This window comes from Nocardiopsis sp. iso_238, assembly GCF_056173325.1.
Genome location: NZ_CM149668.1, coordinates 3,453,491 through 3,473,291, shown reverse-complemented (window position 1 = coordinate 3,473,291; position 19,801 = coordinate 3,453,491). Strand labels below are relative to the sequence as shown.

Below are 19,801 nucleotides of genomic sequence, written 5' to 3'. Positions count from 1 at the left end.
CCGGCCCGGTGGGAGGAGCGTCCGGTCCGACGGACGACAACCGAGGCAAGTGGTCCGACCACTTTTGCACAGCCGTACGAGACGGATCAAGAACCCCTTGACAGTCCGACCCTCGGGGTGTGTCCGTGCCTCGCAGGCTTCCATATCCCGCCATGTGGTCCGACCAATGTGCGAGACCACGCGGCGACGAGCGCGGACTCCGAGTAGAATCTCCGTGTTCGTGACGGAGACGGGGGAGTGGCGTGGTCGAGGACGTACGGACCCCGGTGGCCCAGCGTGCGGTCGAGCGGATCAAGGCGATGATCGCCGACGGCGAGGTGGGCCCGGGGGAGCGGCTGCCCACCGAACGGGAGCTCTCCGCCCGGCTGGGCGTCTCCCGGGGCTCGGTGCGCGAGGCGATCAGCGCCCTCACCACACTGGGCGTGCTGGCGGTCCGCCACGGCGCGGGCGTCTACGTCACCGCGCTGCGCCCCGCCGACCTGCTGGAGGCCTTCTCCGTCCTGGCCGAGGTCTCACGCGACGAGACCCTGCTGGAGGTCCTCCAGGTCCGCCGCATGATCGAACCCGCCGCCACCGCGATCGCCGCCGCCCGGGCCACCCCCGAGGACCTGGCCCGGATCGGTGACCTCCTCGACCGCATGGAGGCCGACGCCGACCGCGCGCCCGCCGACGATCTCGACTTCCACCGGGCCGTCGTGGCCTGCGCGGAGAACGCCACGCTCTCCGCCGTCCACGCCGGGCTGTCCTCGCGCACCTTCAACGAACGGGTCTGGGCCGGGCTCGGTCGTGAAGGGCTCACCGACACCCTCTTCCAGGACCACAGACGCATCCACGAGGCGCTGCACGCCCGCGATCCGGAGGCGGCCCGGGCGGCCGCCGCCGCGCACGTGCTGCGGGTGGAGCGCTGGCTCAGCCTTCGAGCCGACGGTTGACCCGGTCGGCGTACTGCTCGGCCCGGAGCACCCGGGACAGGCTCTCGCGTCCGGGTGCCGGAGGCGGGTCCCCCTCAGGTTCCGACTCCCCGTCCGGAACCTCCCGGCCGACTTCGGCGTCTATACCGAGTGCCTCGTGGTCCTCGATCTCCTCTATGCGGTAGTCCTCGGGGTGGTCCTCCAGGTACTCCGCCACGGCGGAGTCCTGGTCCGGGGCGCCCACGTCCATCTCGGCGTCCACGTCGTCGATGTCCGTGGCGTCCCCGTCGAACTCGGCGGATTCCGTCATCGGCGGCCCCCTCGCCTCGGTTTCCCTGTCTTCGATGATGCCTGGTCGCGGCGGGAGACGCCAGTAGGGGACGTACCGAGAGGGACGAGGACGAAACGGGGCGCCCCCGTCGACGGTAGGCTTTTGCGCCGTCGTCCGAAGACAGAGACGGAGTTTTCCTCCCAGTGACCACGCGTGAACGCGTCCGTGCCCTCGTCGAGGCCCCCTGGTTCCAGGCCAGCGTCATAACCCTCATCCTGATCAACGCCGTGATCCTCGGTTTCGAGACGTCGAAGCGGATGATGGACAACCACGGTGACCTCCTCACGAGCGTCGACCGGGTGATCCTGACCCTGTTCGTCGTCGAGATGGGGCTGCGGATGTTCGCCCATCGCCGGGACTTCTTCCGGGACCCCTGGAGCTGGTTCGACATGGTGATCATCGGGATCGCCCTGCTCCCGGCCTCCGGTCCGTTCGCGGTGCTGAGGGTGCTGAGGGTCCTGCGCGTCCTGCGCCTGCTGTCGGTGATCCCGTCTCTGCGCCACGTGGTGACCGGACTGTTCCGCGCGATGCCCGGCATGGCCTCGATCATGGTCCTGGTGGTCCTGCTGCTGTACGTCTCGGCGGTGATGGCCACCCGCCTCTTCTCCACCGACGCCCCGCAGCACTTCGGGGACCTGGGGACCTCGCTGTTCACCCTCTTCCAGATCTTCACCGCCGACGGCTGGAGCAACATCGCGTCGGAGGTGATGAAGCACCAGCCCTATGCCTGGGTCTTCTTCGTCGTCTTCGTCATGGTGTCCACGCTGATCGCCCTGAACCTGTTCATCGCGGTCGCGGTCGAGGCTCTGGACAAGGCCGGGCACGAGGAGCAGTACGGCAGGCCCGGCCCGGGCGGCGCCCCGGGCTCCAAGGGGAGCGGCGGCCCCGACGAGGACCCCGGAGACTCCCCGGACGGCGGCGCCGACCGTTCGCCGGACGAGGGGCAGCGGCAGATCCTCGACGAGCTGCGGGCGCTGCGCGCCGAGGTGGCCTCGCTGCGCGACGAGCGCGAGCTGCTCCGGAGCGAGCGCGAGCGCATCTAGCCCGACGGTCCCGAGGGGCCCCGGCCCGTCCCCGCTGGTGCGGGGCACGGGCCGGGGCGGGTGTGAACCGTGTTCGCGGGCGCTCTGACGTGCGTGGAAGGGCCCGTGGTTGGCGGCTTTCGTGGGAGGGTAGGGGGACAGCCGCACGCGGTGTCCCGGAAGGCCGCCGCAAGCCGACCATGGACGACGAGGAGCGACCGGATGTCTGCGAGTACACCCCTTCCTCGGACCGAGGACGTCGGGGGCGACGTACCCGTCCCCCTGGACCGTCGGGAGGAGTGGACCGCGCTGGCCGAGCACCGCGAGCGCTTCGGCGACACCCACCTGCGGACCCTCTTCGCGGAGGACTCCGGGCGGGTCGACCGGTTCACGCTCGACGTCGGGAACCTCCACGCGGACCTGTCCAAGAACCTCCTCACGCGGGAGACCCTGGACCTGCTCACGGACCTCGCGAAGGCCACCGGCGTCGCCGCCCTGCGCGACGCCATGTTCCGCGGCGACCACATCAACCTCACCGAGGACCGCGCCGTCCTGCACCCCGCGTTGCGCGCCCCGCGTGACGCGGTGTTCCGGGAGGACGGGCGCGACGTGGTGCCCGAGGTGCACGGGGTCCTGGAGCGCATGGCGGCCTTCGCCGACCGTGTGCGCTCCCGGTCGTGGCTGGGCCACACGGGCAAGGCGGTGACCCGGGTGGTCAACATCGGCATCGGCGGCTCCGACCTGGGTCCGGCCATGGCCTACGAGGCGCTGCGTCCGTACACGGACCGGGGACTGGGGTTCCGCTTCGTCTCCAACGTGGACGGCACGGACCTGCACGAGGCGCTGATCGACGCCGATCCCGAGCGCACCCTGTTCGTGGTCGCCTCGAAGACCTTCACCACCCTGGAGACGGTCACCAACGCCACCGCGGCCCGGGACTGGCTCCTGGCCGGGCTGGGGGCGGACTCCGACGCGATCGCCCGGCACTTCGTGGCGGTCTCGACCAACGCGGAGGAGGTCGCGCGCTTCGGGATCGACACCGCGAACATGTTCGAGTTCTGGGACTGGGTGGGCGGCCGCTACTCCTACGACTCCGCGATCGGCCTCTCCCTCATGGTGGCCCTGGGGCCGGAGCGGTTCCGTGAGATGCTCGCCGGGTTCCACTCGATGGACACGCACTTCCGCCAGGCGCCCCCCGAGCGCAACCTGCCGTTCCTGCTCGGCCTGCTCGGGGTCTGGTACGGCGGGTTCTTCGGCGCCCAGAGCCACGCGGTGCTGCCCTACAGCCACCACATGTCGAAGTTCACCGCCTACCTCCAGCAGTTGGACATGGAGTCCAACGGCAAGTCGGTCCAGCGCGACGGCCGCCCGGTCCGCTGGCAGACCGGTCCGGTGGTGTGGGGGACACCCGGGACCAACGGGCAGCACGCCTACTTCCAGCTGCTGCACCAGGGCACCCGGTTCGTGCCCGCCGACCTGCTCGGCTTCGCGCGTCCCGCCCCGGACCTGCCCGAGGGGCTGGTGCCCCAGCACGACCTGCTGATGGCCAACCTGTTCGCGCAGGGACAGGCGCTGGCGTTCGGGCGCACGTCGGACGAGGTCGCCGAGGAGGGGGTGCCCGCGGACCTCGTCCCGCACCGCACGTTCCCCGGCAACCGGCCGACCACGACGATCCTGGCGGACCGGCTTGACCCGTCGGTGCTGGGCCAGCTGGTCGCCCTCTACGAGCACAAGGTGTTCGTCCAGGGCGCGGTGTGGAACATCAACTCCTTCGACCAGTGGGGCGTGCAGCTGGGCAAGGTCCTGGCGAAGAGGGTGCAGCCCGCCCTGACCGAGGGTGTCGGGGTGCGCGGTCTGGACGCCTCCACCGAGGCACTGGTGCGGCGCTACCGGGGCCTGCGCGGGCGCGACCCCGCGTAGCGGGACGGCCGCTCCCCGGGAACCCGGTGTCCGCCGGAGTCCCGGGGACGGCTACTCCTCGGGGGTCCCGTCCTCGGGGGTCCCGGGGCCGACCGCCAGCAGCGAGGGACCGCGCCCGGCCTCGATGTGCGCGGCCATGGTCAGTCGCGCGAGCCGGGCGTTGCCGGTGCTGACCGCCGCGTAGATCTCGTGGTGCGCCTGGAACTCCAGGTGGGGGTCGCGGAAGGCCGTCAGGGCGAACAGCCAGCGGGAGCGGGAGAGGATCGGTGCCATGAGCTCGGACAGCAGTTCGTGACCGGCGGCCTCCACCACCTGCGCGTGGAAGTCCGCGTTGGCGGTCATGATGTGGTCCAGTGAGCCCGTCTCGGTGGCCTCGGCGGTCGCCTCCATCGCGGCCGCCAGACCGGCGTGCACGTGCCCCTCGGAGTACTGCTGGGCCGCCCGCTCGGCGGCGAAGGGTTCGAGCCTGATCCGCAGGTCGAAGAGCTCGTCCACCCCCGAGGGGGACATGGTCCGCACGGTCGCGCCCTTGTGGGCGCTGGTCATGATGAAGCCGTCGTGCCTGAGGTTGCGCAGCGCCTCGCGCACCGGGAGCCGGGACACGCCCAGCTCCTCCGAGAGCTCGCGTTCGCGCAGCCGTGCCCCCGGTGCGTACCGGCCGGAGATGATCCCCTCACGGATGGCGACCTCGGCCGCCTCTGTCAGAGGGGCCGACCCGCCTGATGTCCGTGTCATGAGACCCGTTCCCGCCGTGTGCGCCTGGTTCACCCCCGGCCGGAAGCGGCGTCCCGGGGCTCGGAACCGCGAACCGGGAACGTCGGGGGGAAGAGGGCCCCGACCGGGCGGTGGAGGCCGTCCCGCTCACTGTAGCCGCGCCGGAGTTCCTCGAACACCTCCTGCGCCTGGTTCCTGAGCTCGTCCAGGTCCACCCCGTCGATCCGCCCGTCCCGCACCACGGGCCGCCCGGCCACGAAGGTGTGGGTGGCGTTGCGGGCGGTGCCGTTGAGTACCAGGGTTCGCAGGGGGTCCTCCACGACGCCGTCGCGGAAGTCGTCCAGGGAGAACGCGGTCATGTCGGCGCTCGCGCCGGCCTCCAGACGCCCGAGGTCGGGGCGCTTGAGCGCGGCGGCGCCGCCCAGGGTCGCCGCCTCCATGTAACCGCTCAGGCTGACGGCGCCGTGGCCGTGGAGCAGGCGCGAGGCATGGAGGCCCACGTCCATGCCGCGCACGAGGTCGGGCGGGAAGGAGTCGGTGCCGAGCGCCATCGTGACCCCGGCGTCCAGGAAGTCGTTGAAGGTCTCCAGCATGTCCCCGTACCGGAAGGTGGTCAGGGGGCAGTGGATCACGCTGACGCCTGCGGTGGCCAGACGGGTGAGGTCGACGCCGTTCGGGCCGGTCAGCTTCGAGTTCCGGTCGGTCCACAGGGCGTGGGGGATGAGCAGCCGGTCGTTGAGGAGGCCGGTCCGCTCGATCAGGTCCAGCGGGGTGAGGCCGTGGCGCTCGATGATCACCTGGCGCTCCCACGGCTGCTGGAGGGAGTGCAGGCGCACGAGGAGGCCGCGCTCGGTGGCCTCCCGCGCCGTGCGCTCCAACAGTTCGGGGGTGAGCGTCTCGATACGGCAGGGGAGGAGGACCGGCCGGACCAGGTCGTCGTCGCGCTCGGAGAGCTCGTCCGCGAAGCGCAGGGCCTCGTCCAGGCCGGACTCGCCGCGTTCGGGGTTCTCGACGAAGGTGCGCTCACCGTCGGCGACGGCGCCCACCGCGGACCGGTACGAGGGGCCCAGGTAGCCGCGCAGGCCCCACGCGCGGGTCAGGTCCGCCAGGTGGCGCAGCTCGTCCGCGGACTCGTTCCACTCCAGGTGGATCTCCGAGGCGATCGGCATGTAGGTGGTGACGCCGTGCAGGGCGAGCTGCGCGAGCCCGAACCGGCGCAGGGTGTCGCGCTGTTCGGGGGTGAGCACGTCGCGGGGGCGGTCGCGCCAGTGCTCGACGGAGCCGACCAGGGAGCGGGCGTGCTCCGGGTCGTGGTGGGCGTCGAGGATGAGGTGGTCGATGTCCACCAGGGCGTCCAGGTCGATCAGACCGGGGGTGAGGATCGTGTCGCCCAGGTCCAGGACGGGCGCGGTCGATTCCGGCGTTCCGGTGCCCACCTCGGTGACGACGCCGTCGGAGTGGGCGACGTAGCCGTCCCTCAGCCAGACGTGGGAACCCTCGGAATGCGCCAGCACGTAACGTGCTCTGATTACCTGATCCATGAAACTTGTATACCACGCACTTTTGGGGGCGGGATCGGCGTGTTCGTAAGGCGTACCGAAATTGGGTCGATAACGCTCTTGACAGCGGTTTTGCCGTAACCATAAGCTCCTCGAAAATTCAGCGGCTCACTGATTGGTATCCCAGATGAGGGCAAGAAGGCAGCAAGCGGAGACGCACGGAGACGTGTCGAACCGCGGTTCGGTCGGTCGCGGTGACTGGGTTACCGCCATCGGTGTGAGCGTGCTGATCAGTGTCGTGGCCGTACTGGTCGGAGAACACAAGTTCCGGGTCGGGCCCGCCGCGATCGTGCTGTTTCCCCTGGTCTGGGTGGTGCTGATGGGCGCCGTCGTCGGCCTCCAGCGGTGGCGGCCGCTGCGCGGCGGCACCCGGTCCGCGGGCGAGGCCCTGATCCCGGTCGGCATGGTCCTCTTCCTCGCGCTGCTCGGCACCGGCATCGGCCCGTCGATCGGCATGGTCGAACAGGTCGGACCGGCTCTGCTCATGCAGGAGGTGGGCCAGCTCTTCGGCACGATCATCCTCGCGCTGCCCATCGCGGTCCTGCTCGGCATGGGACGCGCGGCGATCGGCGCCACCTGGGCGATCGACCGGGAGTCCTACCTCGCCTACGCCATCGACCGGTTCGGGACCTCCTCGCCCGAGTACCGGGGCGTGTTCGGCGTCTGGATCATCGGTTCGATGTTCGGCGCCGTCTTCATCTCCCTGATCACCGGTGTCCTGGGCGGCACCGGCCTGTACAACCCGCTCTCGCTGGCCCTGGCGCTCGGCGTCGGCTCCACGTCGATGATGCTCGGCGGGGTGGGCGCCCTGGCACTGCTCTACCCCGACCAGGCCGCCGAGATCGCCGCCCTGGCCGCCCTGTCCAACCTGGTCACCAACATCGTCGGCTTCTACGCGGGCGTGTTCATCGGCCTGCCCGCCGCGCGCCGTCTCTACGGTTTCTGGTGCCGCGTCTTCCGCCGCCCCGCCCCGGAGATCGAGGAGGCGAAGCTGGTCGCTCGCGGGCAGATCCCCGAGGGCGACGCCTCCGTGCGGTCGAAGGAGGCCGCGGACGGCGAGTCGACCCTGGTCGAGCGTCCGCGCGATCCGGACATCCCCCGGGGCTGGCGTCCGGGCGTCGCGGGCTACGTCTTCGCCGGTGCGGCGGGGCTGCTGCTCAACTGGCTGGGCACCGGCGCGTTCCACCCGCGTGACGTCGCGGGCATCGTGGTGCTGCTGGCGATGACCGGGATCGCCATCCTCCTGTCCCGCAAGGTGAAGGCCATCCCGGCCACGGTGTGGGTCCTGGCGATCGCCACGATCGTGACGACGCCGGTCTCGCCGGTCGCCGGGGTGATCGCGGACCTCGTGCAGAACCTGAACGTGCTGCTGATCGGCCTGCCGCAGCTGGCCCTCGTCGGCATGACGATGGGCCGGGACCGCGAGGCGTTCTCACAGCTGAGCTGGAAGATCGTCGTCGCGGCCGTGCTGACCTTCACCACCACCATCGTCGCCTCCGCCACGCTGGCCGAGCTGTTCATCCACCTCTGATCCCCGAACCGAGCGGACACCGAAGGGAACCCCGCATGCCGCGCGTCACCAACGCCGTCCTGCCCGGCCGGGAAGAGCCGGTCACCATCGTCACCGAGGGCGGACGGATCACCGCGATCGAGGAGTCTCCCGGCGTGGGAGCCCCGGGCGACGACGACATCGACGCGGCGGGCCGGACCGTCCTGCCCGGACTGGTCAACGCCCACGCCCACATCGACAAGACCCTCCACGGCGGCCCGTGGGTCTCCGCCCCGCAGGTGGAGACGGTGGCCGAACGCGTCGCGCACGAGCGGCGCCACCGGGACACCCACGGCCTGCCCGCGCGGGAGTACGTCTCGTCGCTGGTGGAGACGATGGTCGCGGCGGGCACCACGCACCTGCGCACGCACACGGACGTCGACCCCGGTGTCGGCCTCCGGGGGATCACCACCGTCGCGGAGGTCGCCGACCGCTACCAGGGCGTGATCGACATCCAGCAGGTGGCCTTCCCCCAGGGCGGGCTCATCACCAACCCGGGCACGCTCCCCCTCCTGCGCGACGCCGTGGAGGCCGGGGCCTCGGTGATCGGCGGACTCGACCCCGCCGGGTTCGACGACGCCCCCAACGCCCACCTGGAGGCCGTCTTCGACCTCGCCGCCTCCACGGGCACCGGTATCGACATCCACCTGCACGACGGCGGGTCGCTCGGCGCCTGGGAGATGGGCCTGATCGCCCGCATGACCCGGGAGTACGACCTGGGCGGCCGTGTGGCGGTCTCCCACGCCTTCGGGATCGCGCACCCGCCGACCCAGGCGGGCCTGCTCGAACGGTTCGCCGAGGCGGGCGTGGCCCTGGTGAACGCGGCGGTGTACGACGCGCCGGTGCCACCGCTGAGGGCCTGCGCGGAACACGGCGTGCTCCTGGCCGGCGGCACCGACGGCATCAACGATCTGTGGGGGCCCTTCGGGGACGGAGACATGCTGCGCCGGGCCATGCTCATCGCCTACCGCAACTCCAGCCGCTGCGACGACGAGCTGCTGCTCGCACTGGACACCGTGACGACCAACGCCGCCCGCGTGCTCGGGATCGAGGACCACGGTCTGCACGTGGGCGGGCCCGCCGACTTCGTGGTCGTCGACGCCCGGTCGGCGGCCGAGGCGGTCGCCAAGGTGCCGGGGCGGGACCTCGTGATCAGGTCCGGAACCGTCGTCGCCCGTGACGGTGTCCTCGTCGGCGCGGAAGGTGGAAACGCCCCACTCCGCTAGTGCAAACTCTGCGTAGTCAAGTAGCCACACATTGACACCAATGTGTGGCTACACGCAGAGACAGCGGGAGGCAGGGGTAGATGACCGCGCCGATGGACGTGCCTGAGTCGTCCCAGCACGCCGAGCCAGAGGCGGTCGTCGCGGGGGCCAGGAACGCCGCCAGCCGTTCCCTGCGCCAGATCGCCTGGCAGCGCTTCCGCAAGGACAGGGTCGGCATGACCGGCGGGATCGTGGTCGTCCTGCTCATCCTCGTCGCGATCTGCGCGCCCCTGCTCACCGCCTGGTTCGGCCACCCGCCCAACCAGTTCAACCAGGGCCTGGTCGACCCGCTCACCGGCGGGGTCCTGCGCGACCCGGACGACCCCGCCCAGGGCCTCGACCCCTGGGGCGGGATCAGCGCCCAGCACCTCCTGGGCGTGGAACCGGTCAACGGCCGCGACCTGTTCAGCCGCATCGTCTACGGAGCCCGCACCTCACTCCTGGTCGCCACCGTCGCCACCGTGGTGTGCGTGGTCATCGGGACCGTCCTGGGCATCCTCGCCGGGTACTTCGGCGGCTGGGTGGACGTCGTCATCAGCCGCACCATGGACATCTTCCTCGCCTTCCCGCTGCTGCTCTTCGCCATCGCCCTGGTCGGCGTCATCCCCGACGGCGCCTTCGGCCTGTCCGGCAACAACCTGCGCATCGGCGTCCTGGTGTTCATCATCGGCTTCTTCAACTGGCCCTACATCGGCCGGATCGTGCGCGGACAGACCCTCACCCTCAAGGAACGCGAGTTCGTCGAGGCCGCGCGCAGCCTCGGAGCGGGCAGCACCCACATCGTCTTCCGCGAGATCCTGCCCAACCTGGTCACGCCGATCCTCGTCTACTCCACCCTGCTCATCCCCACGAACATCCTCTTCGAGGCGGCCCTGAGCTTCCTGGGCGTGGGCATCAACCCGCCCATGGCCACCTGGGGCGGCATGTTGGAGAACGCCCTGCGCTTCTACACCACCTCGCCGCACTTCGTGATCATCCCGGGTCTGGCCATCTTCGTCACCGTCCTCGCCTTCAACCTCTTCGGGGACGGACTGCGCGACGCCTTCGACCCGCGCTCCTCCGACTGACGTCCACGGGGCCGCCGGCCCCCAGAGTCCAGCCGAGACCCCTCGGCCGGGGCCGTGCGCCGCACGGCCCCACCAGCGAACCGACCAGGAGGCCCAGGTGACCACCCATCACTCCACGCGCCAGCAACCGCCCCGGCGCGGCGCGTTCCGACGAGCCGCCGCACCCGTGGCCGTGGGCACCGCCATGGCGGTGCTCCTGGCCGCCTGCGGGGGAGACGGGGGCGGAGGCGGCGGGCAGTCCGACGCCGAGTTCAACGAGGGCGAGACCACCATCGTCAACCCCTCCGACCAGAGCGGCGGAACCCTGCGCTACGCCATCTCCTCCGACTTCGACTCACCCGACCCGGGCAACACCTACTACGCGTTCAGCTGGAACTTCTCCCGCTACTACGCGCGCACGCTGCTCACCTACACCGAGGCGCCCGGGGAGGAGGGCATCGAACTCCAGCCCGACCTGGCCGAGGCGATGCCCGAGGGCAACGAGGACTCCACCGAGTGGACCGTGCGCATCAAACCGGGCCTGAAGTACGAGGACGGCTCGGAGATCACCGCCGAGGACGTCAAGTACGCCATCGCGCGCAGCAACTTCGGAGACCAGGCGCTGCCCAACGGCCCCAAGTACTTCCAGGGGCTGCTGGCCGACAGCGACGACTACGAGGGCCCCTACGCGGACGAGGGCGACCCGCTGGCCGGGTTCGACGGGATCGAGACCCCGGACGACCACACCCTGGTCTTCCACCTCAAGGAGAGCTTCTCCGAGTTCCCCTACGTGCTCCTCCAGCCGCAGACCGCGCCGGTGCCCGCCGACGCCGACCGGGGCGAGCAGTACCAGAGCCACGTGCTCTCCTCCGGGCCCTACAAGTTCGACGGGGACTACCGGCCGGGCGTCTCCCTGAACCTGGAGCGCAACGACCAGTGGGACGCCTCCACCGACCCCACCCGCAAGGCGCTGCCGGACCGCGTCGAGGTGGAGCTGGGCGTCGACCAGAACGAGATCGACCAGCGGCTGGTCAACGGCGAGCTGGACGTGGACCTCGCCGGGGCCGGTGTCGGCCCGGCGATGAAGGGCACCGTCATCACCGACGAGGGCCAGCGCCACAACGTCGACAACCCGCAGACCAACACCCTGCGCTACGTCAACATCAACACCGTCATGGAACCGCTGGACAACCTGGCCTGCCGCCAGGCGATCATGTACGCGGCCGACCGGGACGCCCTCCAGCGCGCCTGGGGCGGCGACACCGGCGGTGACGTCGCCACCCAGATCATGCCCGGAGCGCTGCCCGGCGCCGACCCGAGCTTCGACCCCTACCCGTCCGAGGGGAACAAGGGCGACCTGGACAAGGCCCGGCAGAAGCTGGAGGAGTGCGGCCAGCCGGACGGCTTCTCCACCGCCATCGGCGCCCGCGCCGACCGGCCCTCGGACGTCAGCACCGCCGAGGCGCTCCAGCAGGCCCTGGCCCGGGTGGGCATCGACACGGAGATCAAGCAGTACCCGTCCGACACCTACACCAACACCCAGGCGGGCTCGCCGTCCTTCGTGGCCGACAACGACCTCGGGCTGACCGTGTACGGCTGGGCGCCGGACTGGGCCAGCGGCTACGGGTTCATGAGCAAGATCCTGGACGGCGACGCCATCCAGCAGGCCGGAAACTCGAACATCGCCGAGATCGACGACCCGCAGATCAACGACTGGTTCGACGAGGTCGTCGCGGTCTCCGACCCGGACGAGCGCGCGGAGATCTACACGAGGATCGACGAGCGGGCGATGGAGCAGGCCCCGATCCTGCCCGCCGTGTTCGAGCGGACGGTGCTCTACCGTCCCTCGAACCTGACCAACGTGTACTACCACGCGGGTTACTCGATGTACGACTACATGTCCCTGGGCACCGGCAACAACTAGCGGGCCCCGGGCACGGCGGCGGTTCCTCCGGGGGAGGGGCCGCCGTCTCCCTGTGCGAAGGACGACCGCGCTAGATCAGCCGACGCCGCGCCGCCCAGACGATGGCCTCGATGGGGGTGTTCACGTCGAGGACCTCACAGACATGGCGGATGCGGCGGCGCAGTGTTCTCGCGTCGGTGTCGAGGTGTCGCGCGGCCACCTCGCTGGTGACACCGGTCGCGATCTCCGCGAGCAGCTCGACGTCCTCGTCCGAGAGACCGGCGTCGTTCGGCGCCGGTTTCCCGTGCCGTTCCCTCTCGACCAGGACGACGGCCTCGATGGGGGTGTTCACGTCGAGCCGACGGAGAATGTCGAAGACCCTCCTGCGGAACGACCTCGGGCTCATGCCGAGATTCCTCGCCGACATCTCGGTGGTGAATCCCTTGGTCAGTTCGTGGAGGACCCGCAGGTCCGTGTCGCTCAGCGCGGCGATCGCCTCGCTGGCCCCTTCCTCGGTTCTTACTGGGAGGGGGTTCCTTCCGAGCGCCTTCCACACCTGGGTGGCGAACGATTCTCTTTCCCTACTGGGCACGGTCGTCCTCCTCTCCGGGCGTGAGATCCCTGAGAGAGTCGTCGTACCTTCGGGCGATCTCCTGAGCGGCGTGGCTCTGCTGTGCCGAGCGCTGGAGCTGCTCGATGATGTAGGGCGCCGCAACACCGATCGCCAGCGCCCCGAAGGGCCCCGAGACCTGCTCCGCCGATCCGGCCGCCACCGCGAGCCCGCCGCCGATGGACAGTCTGATGACGGCCGAGACACACCACGGACCGAAGTCCGCTTCCTTCGAGGACTTCCAGGGCCAGCGTCGGTATTTCCGGATTCCCTGATTCAGTTGTAGTCCTTCCACCGCCGCTGCCCCGAACAGGCCCCACAGCGCGAAGCTCAAGGGAGTCATGTCCGGATTCTGCCAGAAGGGCGCTTCTCAGAGCCGTCCGAGCCTGAGACACGGCCGCTGAGCCCGTCATGGTGGGTCGACGGTCTCTCGTGTGTCAGCCCGTTCGCCGTCGGCGTCCCCGTGTACACGCCGACTTCGTGGCGTGATCGTCTGATTGCCATGGGTTACGGTTTGGCTTCGGGGTGGAATCGCCTCCACCCCGAACCCGGGCCCCTCGGCCCTGTCCCCTGACGAGAGAAGGCACGCGCCTTGCTGACCTACATCCTGCGCCGCCTGGGCGCCGGACTGCTGCTCCTGGCCGTGGTCACCATGGTCACCTTCGCCATCTTCTACGTGGTGCCCAGGTGGGCGGGGCGTACCACCGAGCAGCTGGCCACGATGTACGTCGGCCGGGCCCCCACCCCCGAGGCGATCCAGGCGACCATCGAACGCCTGGGTCTCGACCAGCCGATCGCGGTCCAGTTCTGGGAGTTCGTCCGGGGCATCTTCTTCGGCGCCCAGTACCAGTTCGGCCGGGACACCATCGAGTGCACCGCCCCCTGCTTCGGCTACTCGTTCCAGACCTACCAGGAGGTGTTCCCCGAGATCATCTCCCGCCTCCCGGTGACCGCCTCGCTGGCCCTCGGCGCGGGTGTCATCTGGCTGGTGGGCGGCGTCGCCGTCGGCGTGATCTCGGCGGTGTGGAAGGGCAGCCTCTTCGACCGCCTCGCCATGGGCGTCGCGCTGGCCGGGGTCTCCCTGCCGATCTTCTTCACCGGTCTGCTCGCCCTGGCCTTCCTGGTACACGCCTGGGGCCTGTTCGCCACCCCGCGCTACGTTCCCCTCACCGAGGACCCCTTCGCCTGGGCCCAGGGCATGCTGCTGCCGTGGCTGACCCTGGCGTTCCTGCACGCGGCCATGTACGCGCGGCAGACCCGTGCGGGCATGCTGGAGACCCTCAACGAGGACTACATCCGCACCGCCCGGGCCAAGGGCCTGAGCGAGCGCAAGGTCGTGCTCAAGCACGCGCTGCGGCCGACCCTCACCCCCATCGTCACCATCTTCGGCCTGGACCTGGGGCTGGTCCTGGGCGGCGCCGTCCTGACCGAACAGGTCTTCTCCCTGAACGGGATCGGCCGGTACGCGGTCCAGGCCATCACCCAGAGCGACCTCCCGGTCATCCTCGGCGTGACCCTGTTCGGCGCCTTCTTCATCGTCATCTGCAACCTGTTGGTCGACCTGGTCTACCCGCTCATCGACCCGCGCGTGCGCATCCACAACTGAGAGAGGCCTTCCGATGACCGAAACCCCTTCAGGGTCCCCGGCCGGTTCCTCCGCCGCCCCGGTCGTGCGCGTGGACGACCTGCACGTCACCTTCCCGACCCTGGACGGCGACGTCCACGCGGTGAAGGGTCTCTCCTTCGAGGTGCCCGCCGGTGGCGCGCTCGGGATCGTGGGTGAGTCGGGTTCCGGCAAGAGCGTGACCTCGCTGGCGCTGATGGGCCTGCACCGGGGCAGCAGGGCGCGGATCACCGGCGGGATCGAGGTCGTGGGCACCGACGTGGTCACCGCCACCGACGGGAAACTGCGCTCCATGCGGGGCAACGACATCGCGATGGTCTTCCAGGACCCGATGCAGTCGCTGCACCCGCAGTACACGATCGGCAACCAGCTGGTCGAGGCGCTGCGCGTGCACCGGCCGCAGGTGTCCCGGGCCCAGGCCCGCACCAGGGCGATCGAGTCCCTGGAGAAGGTCGGCATCCCCGAGCCCGCCAAGCGGATCAACTCCTACCCGCACGAGTTCTCCGGCGGCATGCGCCAGCGCGTGCTGATCGCCATGGGACTCATGTGCGACCCGAAGGTGCTGCTCGCGGACGAGCCGACCACCGCCTTGGACGTCACCGTGCAGGCCCAGATCCTCGACCTGCTGGACGAGCTGCGCCGCGAACTCGACATGGCGCTGATCCTGGTCTCGCACGACCTCGCCGTGGTCGCGGGATCCGTGGACGAGGTCGTGGTGATGCGCGAGGGCGGAGCGGTGGAGCGCGGCTCCGTGCGGGGTGTCCTCGCGGAGCCCGAGCACCCCTACACGCAGGCGCTGCTGGCCGCCGTGCCGCGCGTGGAGGTCTCGCGGGCCGAGCGTCGGGCCCGGGACCGCTCCGAACGGGCGGAGCGGTCGCGGCGGGAACAGCGCCGGGCCTCCGGGAGCACCGACACCGAGGCGGCGGAACCGGCTCCCTTCTCCGCCTTCGAGCCCGCCGCGACGGAGGAGCGGGGCGCCCCGCTCCTGCGCGTCCGCGACGTCTCACAGAGTTTCAAGGTACGGGGCGGACTGTGGGGCCGCGCCACGGACTTCTGGGCGGTCAAGGGCGTCAGTTTCGACCTGCACAAGGGCGAGACCCTCGGCGTCGTGGGGGAGTCCGGGTCGGGTAAGAGCACCCTGTCCAGGATGGTCATGCGGCTGCTGGAGCCCACCGAGGGCACGGTGGAGTTCGAGGGCCAGGACATCACCCACCTGCCGGAACGGCGGCTGCGTCCGCTCCGCCGTGACGTGCAGATGGTGTTCCAGAACCCCTACTCCTCGCTGAACCCGCGCCTGACCATCGGTGAGAGCATCGGCACGGCCCTGCGCGTCCAGGGAGAGCGAAACTCCCGGAAGATCCGCTCGCAGGTCCAGGAACTGCTCGAACGGGTCGGTCTCGAACCCGGTCACTACAACCGGTTCCCGCACGCGTTCTCCGGCGGCCAGCGCCAGCGCATCGCCATCGCCCGTGCGCTGATCCTCAAACCGAGGCTGATCGTGTGCGACGAACCCGTGTCCGCGCTGGACGTGTCCACCCAGGACCAGGTGCTGCGCCTGCTCTCGGAACTCCAGGACGACTTCGGCCTCACCTACGTCTTCGTCGCCCACGACCTCGCGGTGGTACGCCAGGTCAGCGACCGCGTCGCGGTCATGCGCAAGGGCGAGATCGTGGAACTGGGCGACAGTGACACCATCTACGAGAGCCCGCAGAGCGACTACACCAGGCAGCTGCTCACCGCCGCCCCCGTTCTGGACCCCGACGAGGCCCGCGAACTGCGCAGCGAACGGGTGCGGCTGAGGGGGAACTGACCGCTCAGCCGGAGAGGCCCGTGAGCAGGGCGCGCAGACCGAACCGGAACCCGGCCAGGGTCTCGGCCGCGTCGGCGGCGTCCTCACGGTCCTCGTGCCGGACCTGGTGGGCGACAGCGCCCAGGCAGTAGGCGTTCAGCGCGTCGCAGGCCCGCGGCACGTCGTCCTCGGAGAGCCCCGCCTCGGTGAGGGCGGTGTGGAGCAGCGCTCGCGTGTCCTCCTCACCCACGGTGTGCGGGGCGCGGTGCATGAGCAGTGACAGCGCCCCGGAGTAGGTGAGCAGCCGTTCCCGGTAGGCCTCGGCCCAGAGGGTGAGGCGCCGGTCCCAGGGGAGGCCGTCCGCCCCGGCGACCTCGACGGGGTTGGTGCCGGTCGCCTCCTCACCCTCCGCGCCGTCGGCGTCCCCGGGCGGTCCCTGGCCCTCCGTCAGCCCGCTGACCACCCGTGCCGTGGTGACGTACGCGGCGATCGCGTTGAAGAGCTGTTCCTTGCCCTTGGGGAAGTGGTGGTAGATCGCCATCGCCTCCACGTCCAGGGCGTCGCCCAGACGGCGCATGGACAGCCCGCCCAGGCCCCGGCCGGCGATGATGTGGAGCGCCTCGACGATGATGCGCTCGCGGCTCAGTCCCGCGTAGTTCCTGCTCACTCTGGTGCCTTTCGGGGGACGTGGGGGTCGACGGAGCCAAGCTGGCAGGTCGGCCACCGCGACGCCACCACCGACGCACGGTCCGGCTCGCCCGATGATCTTCGTCACCCATAGAGTTGCCTCGACACGGCTGACGGTACTCCCCACGGAGAGCGGACATGGGACTTGGCAAGCAGGACAGGACGAAGGCGCGCGAGGACCTCGCCCACGACCAGGAGCGGGCCGAGCGGCTCCCCGAGCTCCTGAGGTCGGTGGCCGAGGCGGAGCGCGCGCTGGACGAGGCGCGTGAGCAGGACGCCCCGGTCGAGGAGGTCCACGACCGCGGCGTGCGGTTCGACACCGCCCTCACCGAGGCCATGCGCGCCGCCTACGCGCAGGAGCGCGTGCTGGTCGGGGTCAGGGGCTACACGGACCGCATCCGGCGCCGCAAGCGCCTGGCCCGGCCCGAGATCAAGCAGGCCACGCAGGTCGCGGAGCATCTGCTCACGGTCCGGGAGGCGCACCGGCTGCACGGTATCCAGCGGGTGCCCCGGCCGGTCGCCTGACCCGGAGTCGGCGCCGGCGGCCCCACGGCTCACCCCCGTGGGGCCGCCTCGTTCGGGCCCCGACCTCCCAGAACCGGGGAGGATCTGACCCAGGGTGACCAGTGGGACGAACTGTGCGCGGAGCGTGACCCAGCGAGGTTGGTGGAGGGTCGCGAGTGGGCATAGGTTGGACGAACGCCCGGTCCGTGCCGGGTGAGTGGTCGGCGATTCACGTGGGGAGCGCATCAGGACATGGCGGATTTCATCCGCATTGATCCAACGTCGAAGGTTCCGCCCTACGAACAGATCAGAGCTCTCGTCGCGATCGCGGCGGCCAACGGTGAACTTCCCGTCGGCTACCGGCTGCCCACCGTCCGTGCGCTGGCCGGTGAGCTCTCCGTCGCGGTGAACACCGTCGCCCGCGCCTACCGGGAACTCGAACAGGCCGGGGTCGTGGAGACCCGGGGCCGCTCGGGGACCTTCGTGGCCGCCGCCGGGGACGACCAGCGCGCCGAGGCCCTGGCCGCCGCAAGGGTCTACGCCGAGGTCATCACCCGGGTCGGGCTGGAGCGCGAGGAGGCCGTCGAGATCCTGCGCGCCGCCCTGGAGGGGGCACCGGGCGTCAGTCACTGACGACGCACGGGGGACCCGTGGGGTTCCCTCCTCCGCGTGTGGTGACCGCAATCGGACTGAACCCCTCCGAAACCCCCTGAACTGGGGCGTTCAGCGATACTGTCGTGGTGCGCCGCCCTCCCCCGGCGGCGGTGAACGACAACCCCCAAGGAGGCGCCCGATGAGCAGGAGATCCGGCGGCGGACGGTCATCATCAGGCGGACGTTCGGGCGGAGGCCGCTCCGGCGGTGGCCGTTCGGGCGGAGGCCGTTCCGGAGGGAGCCGTTCCGGAGGCGGCAGCTCGCGCGGAGGCGCCTCGCGCCGCGGTGGCGGCTTCAACTCGCGCGGCAGCGGTGGAGGGGCCGGCCGCTCCGGTGGCGGCTTCAACTCCGGTGGTGCCGCGCGCCCCGGCGGCGGGTTCCAGTCGCGTTCGGGCTCCCCGCGATCCCGAAGGTCCTCGCGTGCCTCGCGGCCGAGCCGACACACCCACGTCGTGGGCTCCGCGCACAGCGACCGTCCCCGGAACCGCTGGCACTACGGCCGGAACCGCCACTACTACAGCGACGGCCCCGGGTTCGCTCCACGCGGTGGAGGCCTGGGCGCTGTGCTGGGATGCCTGGGAGCCGTCGTCGGCCTCCTGGTCGTCCTCGTGGTGGTCATCGCGCTGCTGATCTGACCCCGCCCCGCGACCACGTGACCCCCGGCAGAACCCCCGAATCCCCCGAGAAGGAAACGAGCAGTACCGTGTCCCACCCCCCGATCCTCACCCGTGCCCTGTCCCTGACCGCAGCCCTGGCCGTTCCCCTGGCGCTGACCGCCTGTTCGGGGAACCGGGCCGAGATCGACGCCGCGTGCGCCGAGATCCAGAGCAACATCTCCGCCGTCGAACTGGCGGCCGAGAGCATCGGGACCGACGTCCTCGTCGACGGGATCCCGTTCCAGGACGAGCACTACGCGGTGCTGGACACCCACGTGCTGGACGTCGAACGCCTGGAGAACGCGGCTCGCGGAGACCTCCGGGAGGACGCCACCGAGCGCGCCGACGCCGTCAACGCCGTCCTGGAGGAACTGGACTTCGGCGACGCCCCGGGCAACGGACTGGCCGACGCCCTGGACTGGACCGCCGAGACGCACGACATGATCCTCGCGGCCTGCGGTTTCTAGGCGCGGCCGCACCACGGAGCCGAGACACGGAGACGGGGGCCGGGACCGGAGCGGTCCGCCCCCGTCCCACGCGCCCGATCGGACGCCCTCGAACGCGTGAGGCGTTCCCAGCCGGGCGGCGTGCTCAGCGACGCAGGCCCAGGACCGCGACCAGGTAGAAGGCGATCAGGCCCGCCCACACCATGAACACGGAGACGGCGCTCCCGACGAGCGCCGCGACGATGCCCGTGACGGGGATGCTGACTCCCAGGCACACCAGCGCCAGGACCATGCGCACCGTGTTGGAGGAGACGCCGACACGGGCGTCGTCGGCTCCGGCCCGGCGCGCCACGTGGTACCTGACGCGCTCCTCGATGGTGTCGTCCACACGCTCGACCAGGGAGGCCGCGACCGCCTCGTCGTACTCGGGGCCCAGCTCACGGCTGGCGCGCAGCGCGGCGGCGATCTCGTCCTGGTGGCGCCGGGGGTTGTCGGTCATCCGCCCATCGTCCCACCGGGCGGGTACGCCGACCGCTCCCGTCCCCGGATACCAGGGGAAGTTCGGGGTTGTCCCTGAGCCCGCACGCCGAAGGGGCCGTTCTCCCGAGGGGG

General features: G+C 70.7%; 20 protein-coding genes. 13 read left to right on the top strand and 7 right to left on the bottom strand.

Features of this window, described 5'->3' with window-relative positions; all coding sequences use genetic code 11:
• The first annotated feature begins 242 nt into the window (after positions 1-242).
• Positions 243-932 carry a FadR/GntR family transcriptional regulator gene (locus AC0VYL_RS15580; protein ID WP_475480576.1) on the top strand — a complete coding sequence of 230 codons (690 nt, stop codon included), beginning with the start codon at positions 243-245 and terminating at the stop codon, positions 930-932.
• Here AC0VYL_RS15580 and AC0VYL_RS15575 read toward each other — a convergent pair.
• Entirely contained in the window at positions 910-1,221 is a 312-nt protein-coding gene (locus AC0VYL_RS15575; protein ID WP_475480575.1) for a hypothetical protein, read from the bottom strand. The genes AC0VYL_RS15580 and AC0VYL_RS15575 overlap by 23 nt on opposite strands.
• A gap of 164 nt (positions 1,222-1,385) precedes the next feature.
• Between AC0VYL_RS15575 and AC0VYL_RS15570 the strand changes: the two genes are divergently transcribed.
• Positions 1,386-2,285 (top strand): ion transporter, encoded by a 900-nt coding sequence (locus AC0VYL_RS15570; RefSeq protein WP_475453703.1) that lies wholly within the window; start codon positions 1,386-1,388, stop codon positions 2,283-2,285.
• Positions 2,286-2,486: 201 nt separating this feature from the next.
• Positions 2,487-4,184 (top strand): glucose-6-phosphate isomerase, encoded by a 1,698-nt coding sequence (gene pgi, locus AC0VYL_RS15565; RefSeq protein ID WP_475480574.1) that lies wholly within the window; start codon positions 2,487-2,489, stop codon positions 4,182-4,184.
• 51 nt (positions 4,185-4,235) lie between these two features.
• Here pgi and AC0VYL_RS15560 read toward each other — a convergent pair whose 3' ends face one another.
• Both AC0VYL_RS15560 and AC0VYL_RS15555 read right to left on the bottom strand, forming a co-directional pair.
• Positions 4,236-4,919 (bottom strand): GntR family transcriptional regulator, encoded by a 684-nt coding sequence (locus tag AC0VYL_RS15560; RefSeq protein WP_475453699.1) that lies wholly within the window; start codon positions 4,917-4,919, stop codon positions 4,236-4,238.
• A gap of 29 nt (positions 4,920-4,948) precedes the next feature.
• The gene (locus AC0VYL_RS15555; RefSeq protein ID WP_475480573.1) at positions 4,949-6,439 is read right to left on the bottom strand and encodes a chlorohydrolase family protein; all 1,491 of its coding nucleotides are present in this window, start codon (positions 6,437-6,439) and stop codon (positions 4,949-4,951) included.
• A gap of 235 nt (positions 6,440-6,674) precedes the next feature.
• Here AC0VYL_RS15555 and AC0VYL_RS15550 point away from each other — a divergent pair, with 235 nt between their 5' ends.
• The 4 genes from AC0VYL_RS15550 to AC0VYL_RS15535 all read left to right on the top strand — a co-directional run bounded on the left by AC0VYL_RS15550 (position 6,675) and on the right by AC0VYL_RS15535 (position 12,241).
• On the top strand, positions 6,675-7,988 hold the full coding sequence (locus AC0VYL_RS15550; protein ID WP_475453695.1) for a DUF3100 domain-containing protein: 1,314 nt from the start codon (positions 6,675-6,677) through the stop codon (positions 7,986-7,988).
• A gap of 35 nt (positions 7,989-8,023) precedes the next feature.
• A complete protein-coding gene (locus AC0VYL_RS15545; protein WP_475480572.1) occupies positions 8,024-9,232 on the top strand; it encodes an amidohydrolase in 1,209 nt (402 codons plus the stop codon).
• Positions 9,233-9,312: 80 nt separating this feature from the next.
• The gene (locus AC0VYL_RS15540) at positions 9,313-10,338 is read left to right on the top strand and encodes an ABC transporter permease (protein ID WP_475480571.1); all 1,026 of its coding nucleotides are present in this window, start codon (positions 9,313-9,315) and stop codon (positions 10,336-10,338) included.
• A gap of 97 nt (positions 10,339-10,435) precedes the next feature.
• Entirely contained in the window at positions 10,436-12,241 is a 1,806-nt protein-coding gene (locus AC0VYL_RS15535) for an ABC transporter substrate-binding protein (RefSeq protein WP_475480570.1), read from the top strand.
• A 70-nt stretch (positions 12,242-12,311) separates the two neighbouring features.
• Here the strand turns inward: AC0VYL_RS15535 and AC0VYL_RS15530 are convergent, their stop codons facing one another.
• Both AC0VYL_RS15530 and AC0VYL_RS15525 read right to left on the bottom strand, forming a co-directional pair.
• Positions 12,312-12,626, bottom strand: coding sequence for a transcriptional regulator (locus AC0VYL_RS15530; RefSeq protein ID WP_475483523.1), 315 nt, complete (start codon positions 12,624-12,626; stop codon positions 12,312-12,314).
• Positions 12,627-12,801: 175 nt separating this feature from the next.
• On the bottom strand, positions 12,802-13,173 hold the full coding sequence (locus AC0VYL_RS15525) for a hypothetical protein (protein WP_475480569.1): 372 nt from the start codon (positions 13,171-13,173) through the stop codon (positions 12,802-12,804).
• 249 nt (positions 13,174-13,422) lie between these two features.
• On the opposite strand from AC0VYL_RS15525, the gene AC0VYL_RS15520 reads away from it, so the two are divergent.
• Both AC0VYL_RS15520 and AC0VYL_RS15515 read left to right on the top strand, forming a co-directional pair.
• Complete coding sequence (locus AC0VYL_RS15520) at positions 13,423-14,436, top strand: ABC transporter permease (RefSeq protein ID WP_475480568.1); 1,014 nt, start codon at positions 13,423-13,425, stop codon at positions 14,434-14,436.
• A gap of 13 nt (positions 14,437-14,449) precedes the next feature.
• Positions 14,450-16,264: an ABC transporter ATP-binding protein gene (locus AC0VYL_RS15515; protein ID WP_475480567.1), complete on the top strand. Its 1,815-nt coding sequence runs from the start codon at positions 14,450-14,452 to the stop codon at positions 16,262-16,264.
• 4 nt (positions 16,265-16,268) lie between these two features.
• Here the strand turns inward: AC0VYL_RS15515 and AC0VYL_RS15510 are convergent, their stop codons facing one another.
• Entirely contained in the window at positions 16,269-16,910 is a 642-nt protein-coding gene (locus tag AC0VYL_RS15510; protein ID WP_475480566.1) for a TetR/AcrR family transcriptional regulator, read from the bottom strand.
• 158 nt (positions 16,911-17,068) lie between these two features.
• On the opposite strand from AC0VYL_RS15510, the gene AC0VYL_RS15505 reads away from it, so the two are divergent.
• From AC0VYL_RS15505 to AC0VYL_RS15490, 4 genes are all read left to right on the top strand, one after another.
• Positions 17,069-17,455, top strand: a complete 387-nt coding sequence (locus AC0VYL_RS15505) for a hypothetical protein (protein WP_475480565.1) — start codon at positions 17,069-17,071, stop codon at positions 17,453-17,455.
• Between the two features lie 231 nt (positions 17,456-17,686).
• Positions 17,687-18,067, top strand: coding sequence for a GntR family transcriptional regulator (locus AC0VYL_RS15500; protein WP_475453665.1), 381 nt, complete (start codon positions 17,687-17,689; stop codon positions 18,065-18,067).
• Positions 18,068-18,539: 472 nt separating this feature from the next.
• The gene (locus AC0VYL_RS15495; protein ID WP_475453663.1) at positions 18,540-18,722 is read left to right on the top strand and encodes a hypothetical protein; all 183 of its coding nucleotides are present in this window, start codon (positions 18,540-18,542) and stop codon (positions 18,720-18,722) included.
• Positions 18,723-18,790: 68 nt separating this feature from the next.
• Complete coding sequence (locus AC0VYL_RS15490; RefSeq protein WP_475480564.1) at positions 18,791-19,210, top strand: hypothetical protein; 420 nt, start codon at positions 18,791-18,793, stop codon at positions 19,208-19,210.
• 124 nt (positions 19,211-19,334) lie between these two features.
• Here AC0VYL_RS15490 and AC0VYL_RS15485 read toward each other — a convergent pair whose 3' ends face one another.
• Entirely contained in the window at positions 19,335-19,688 is a 354-nt protein-coding gene (locus AC0VYL_RS15485) for a hypothetical protein (protein WP_475453659.1), read from the bottom strand.
• Between the last annotated feature and the right edge of the window lie 113 nt (positions 19,689-19,801).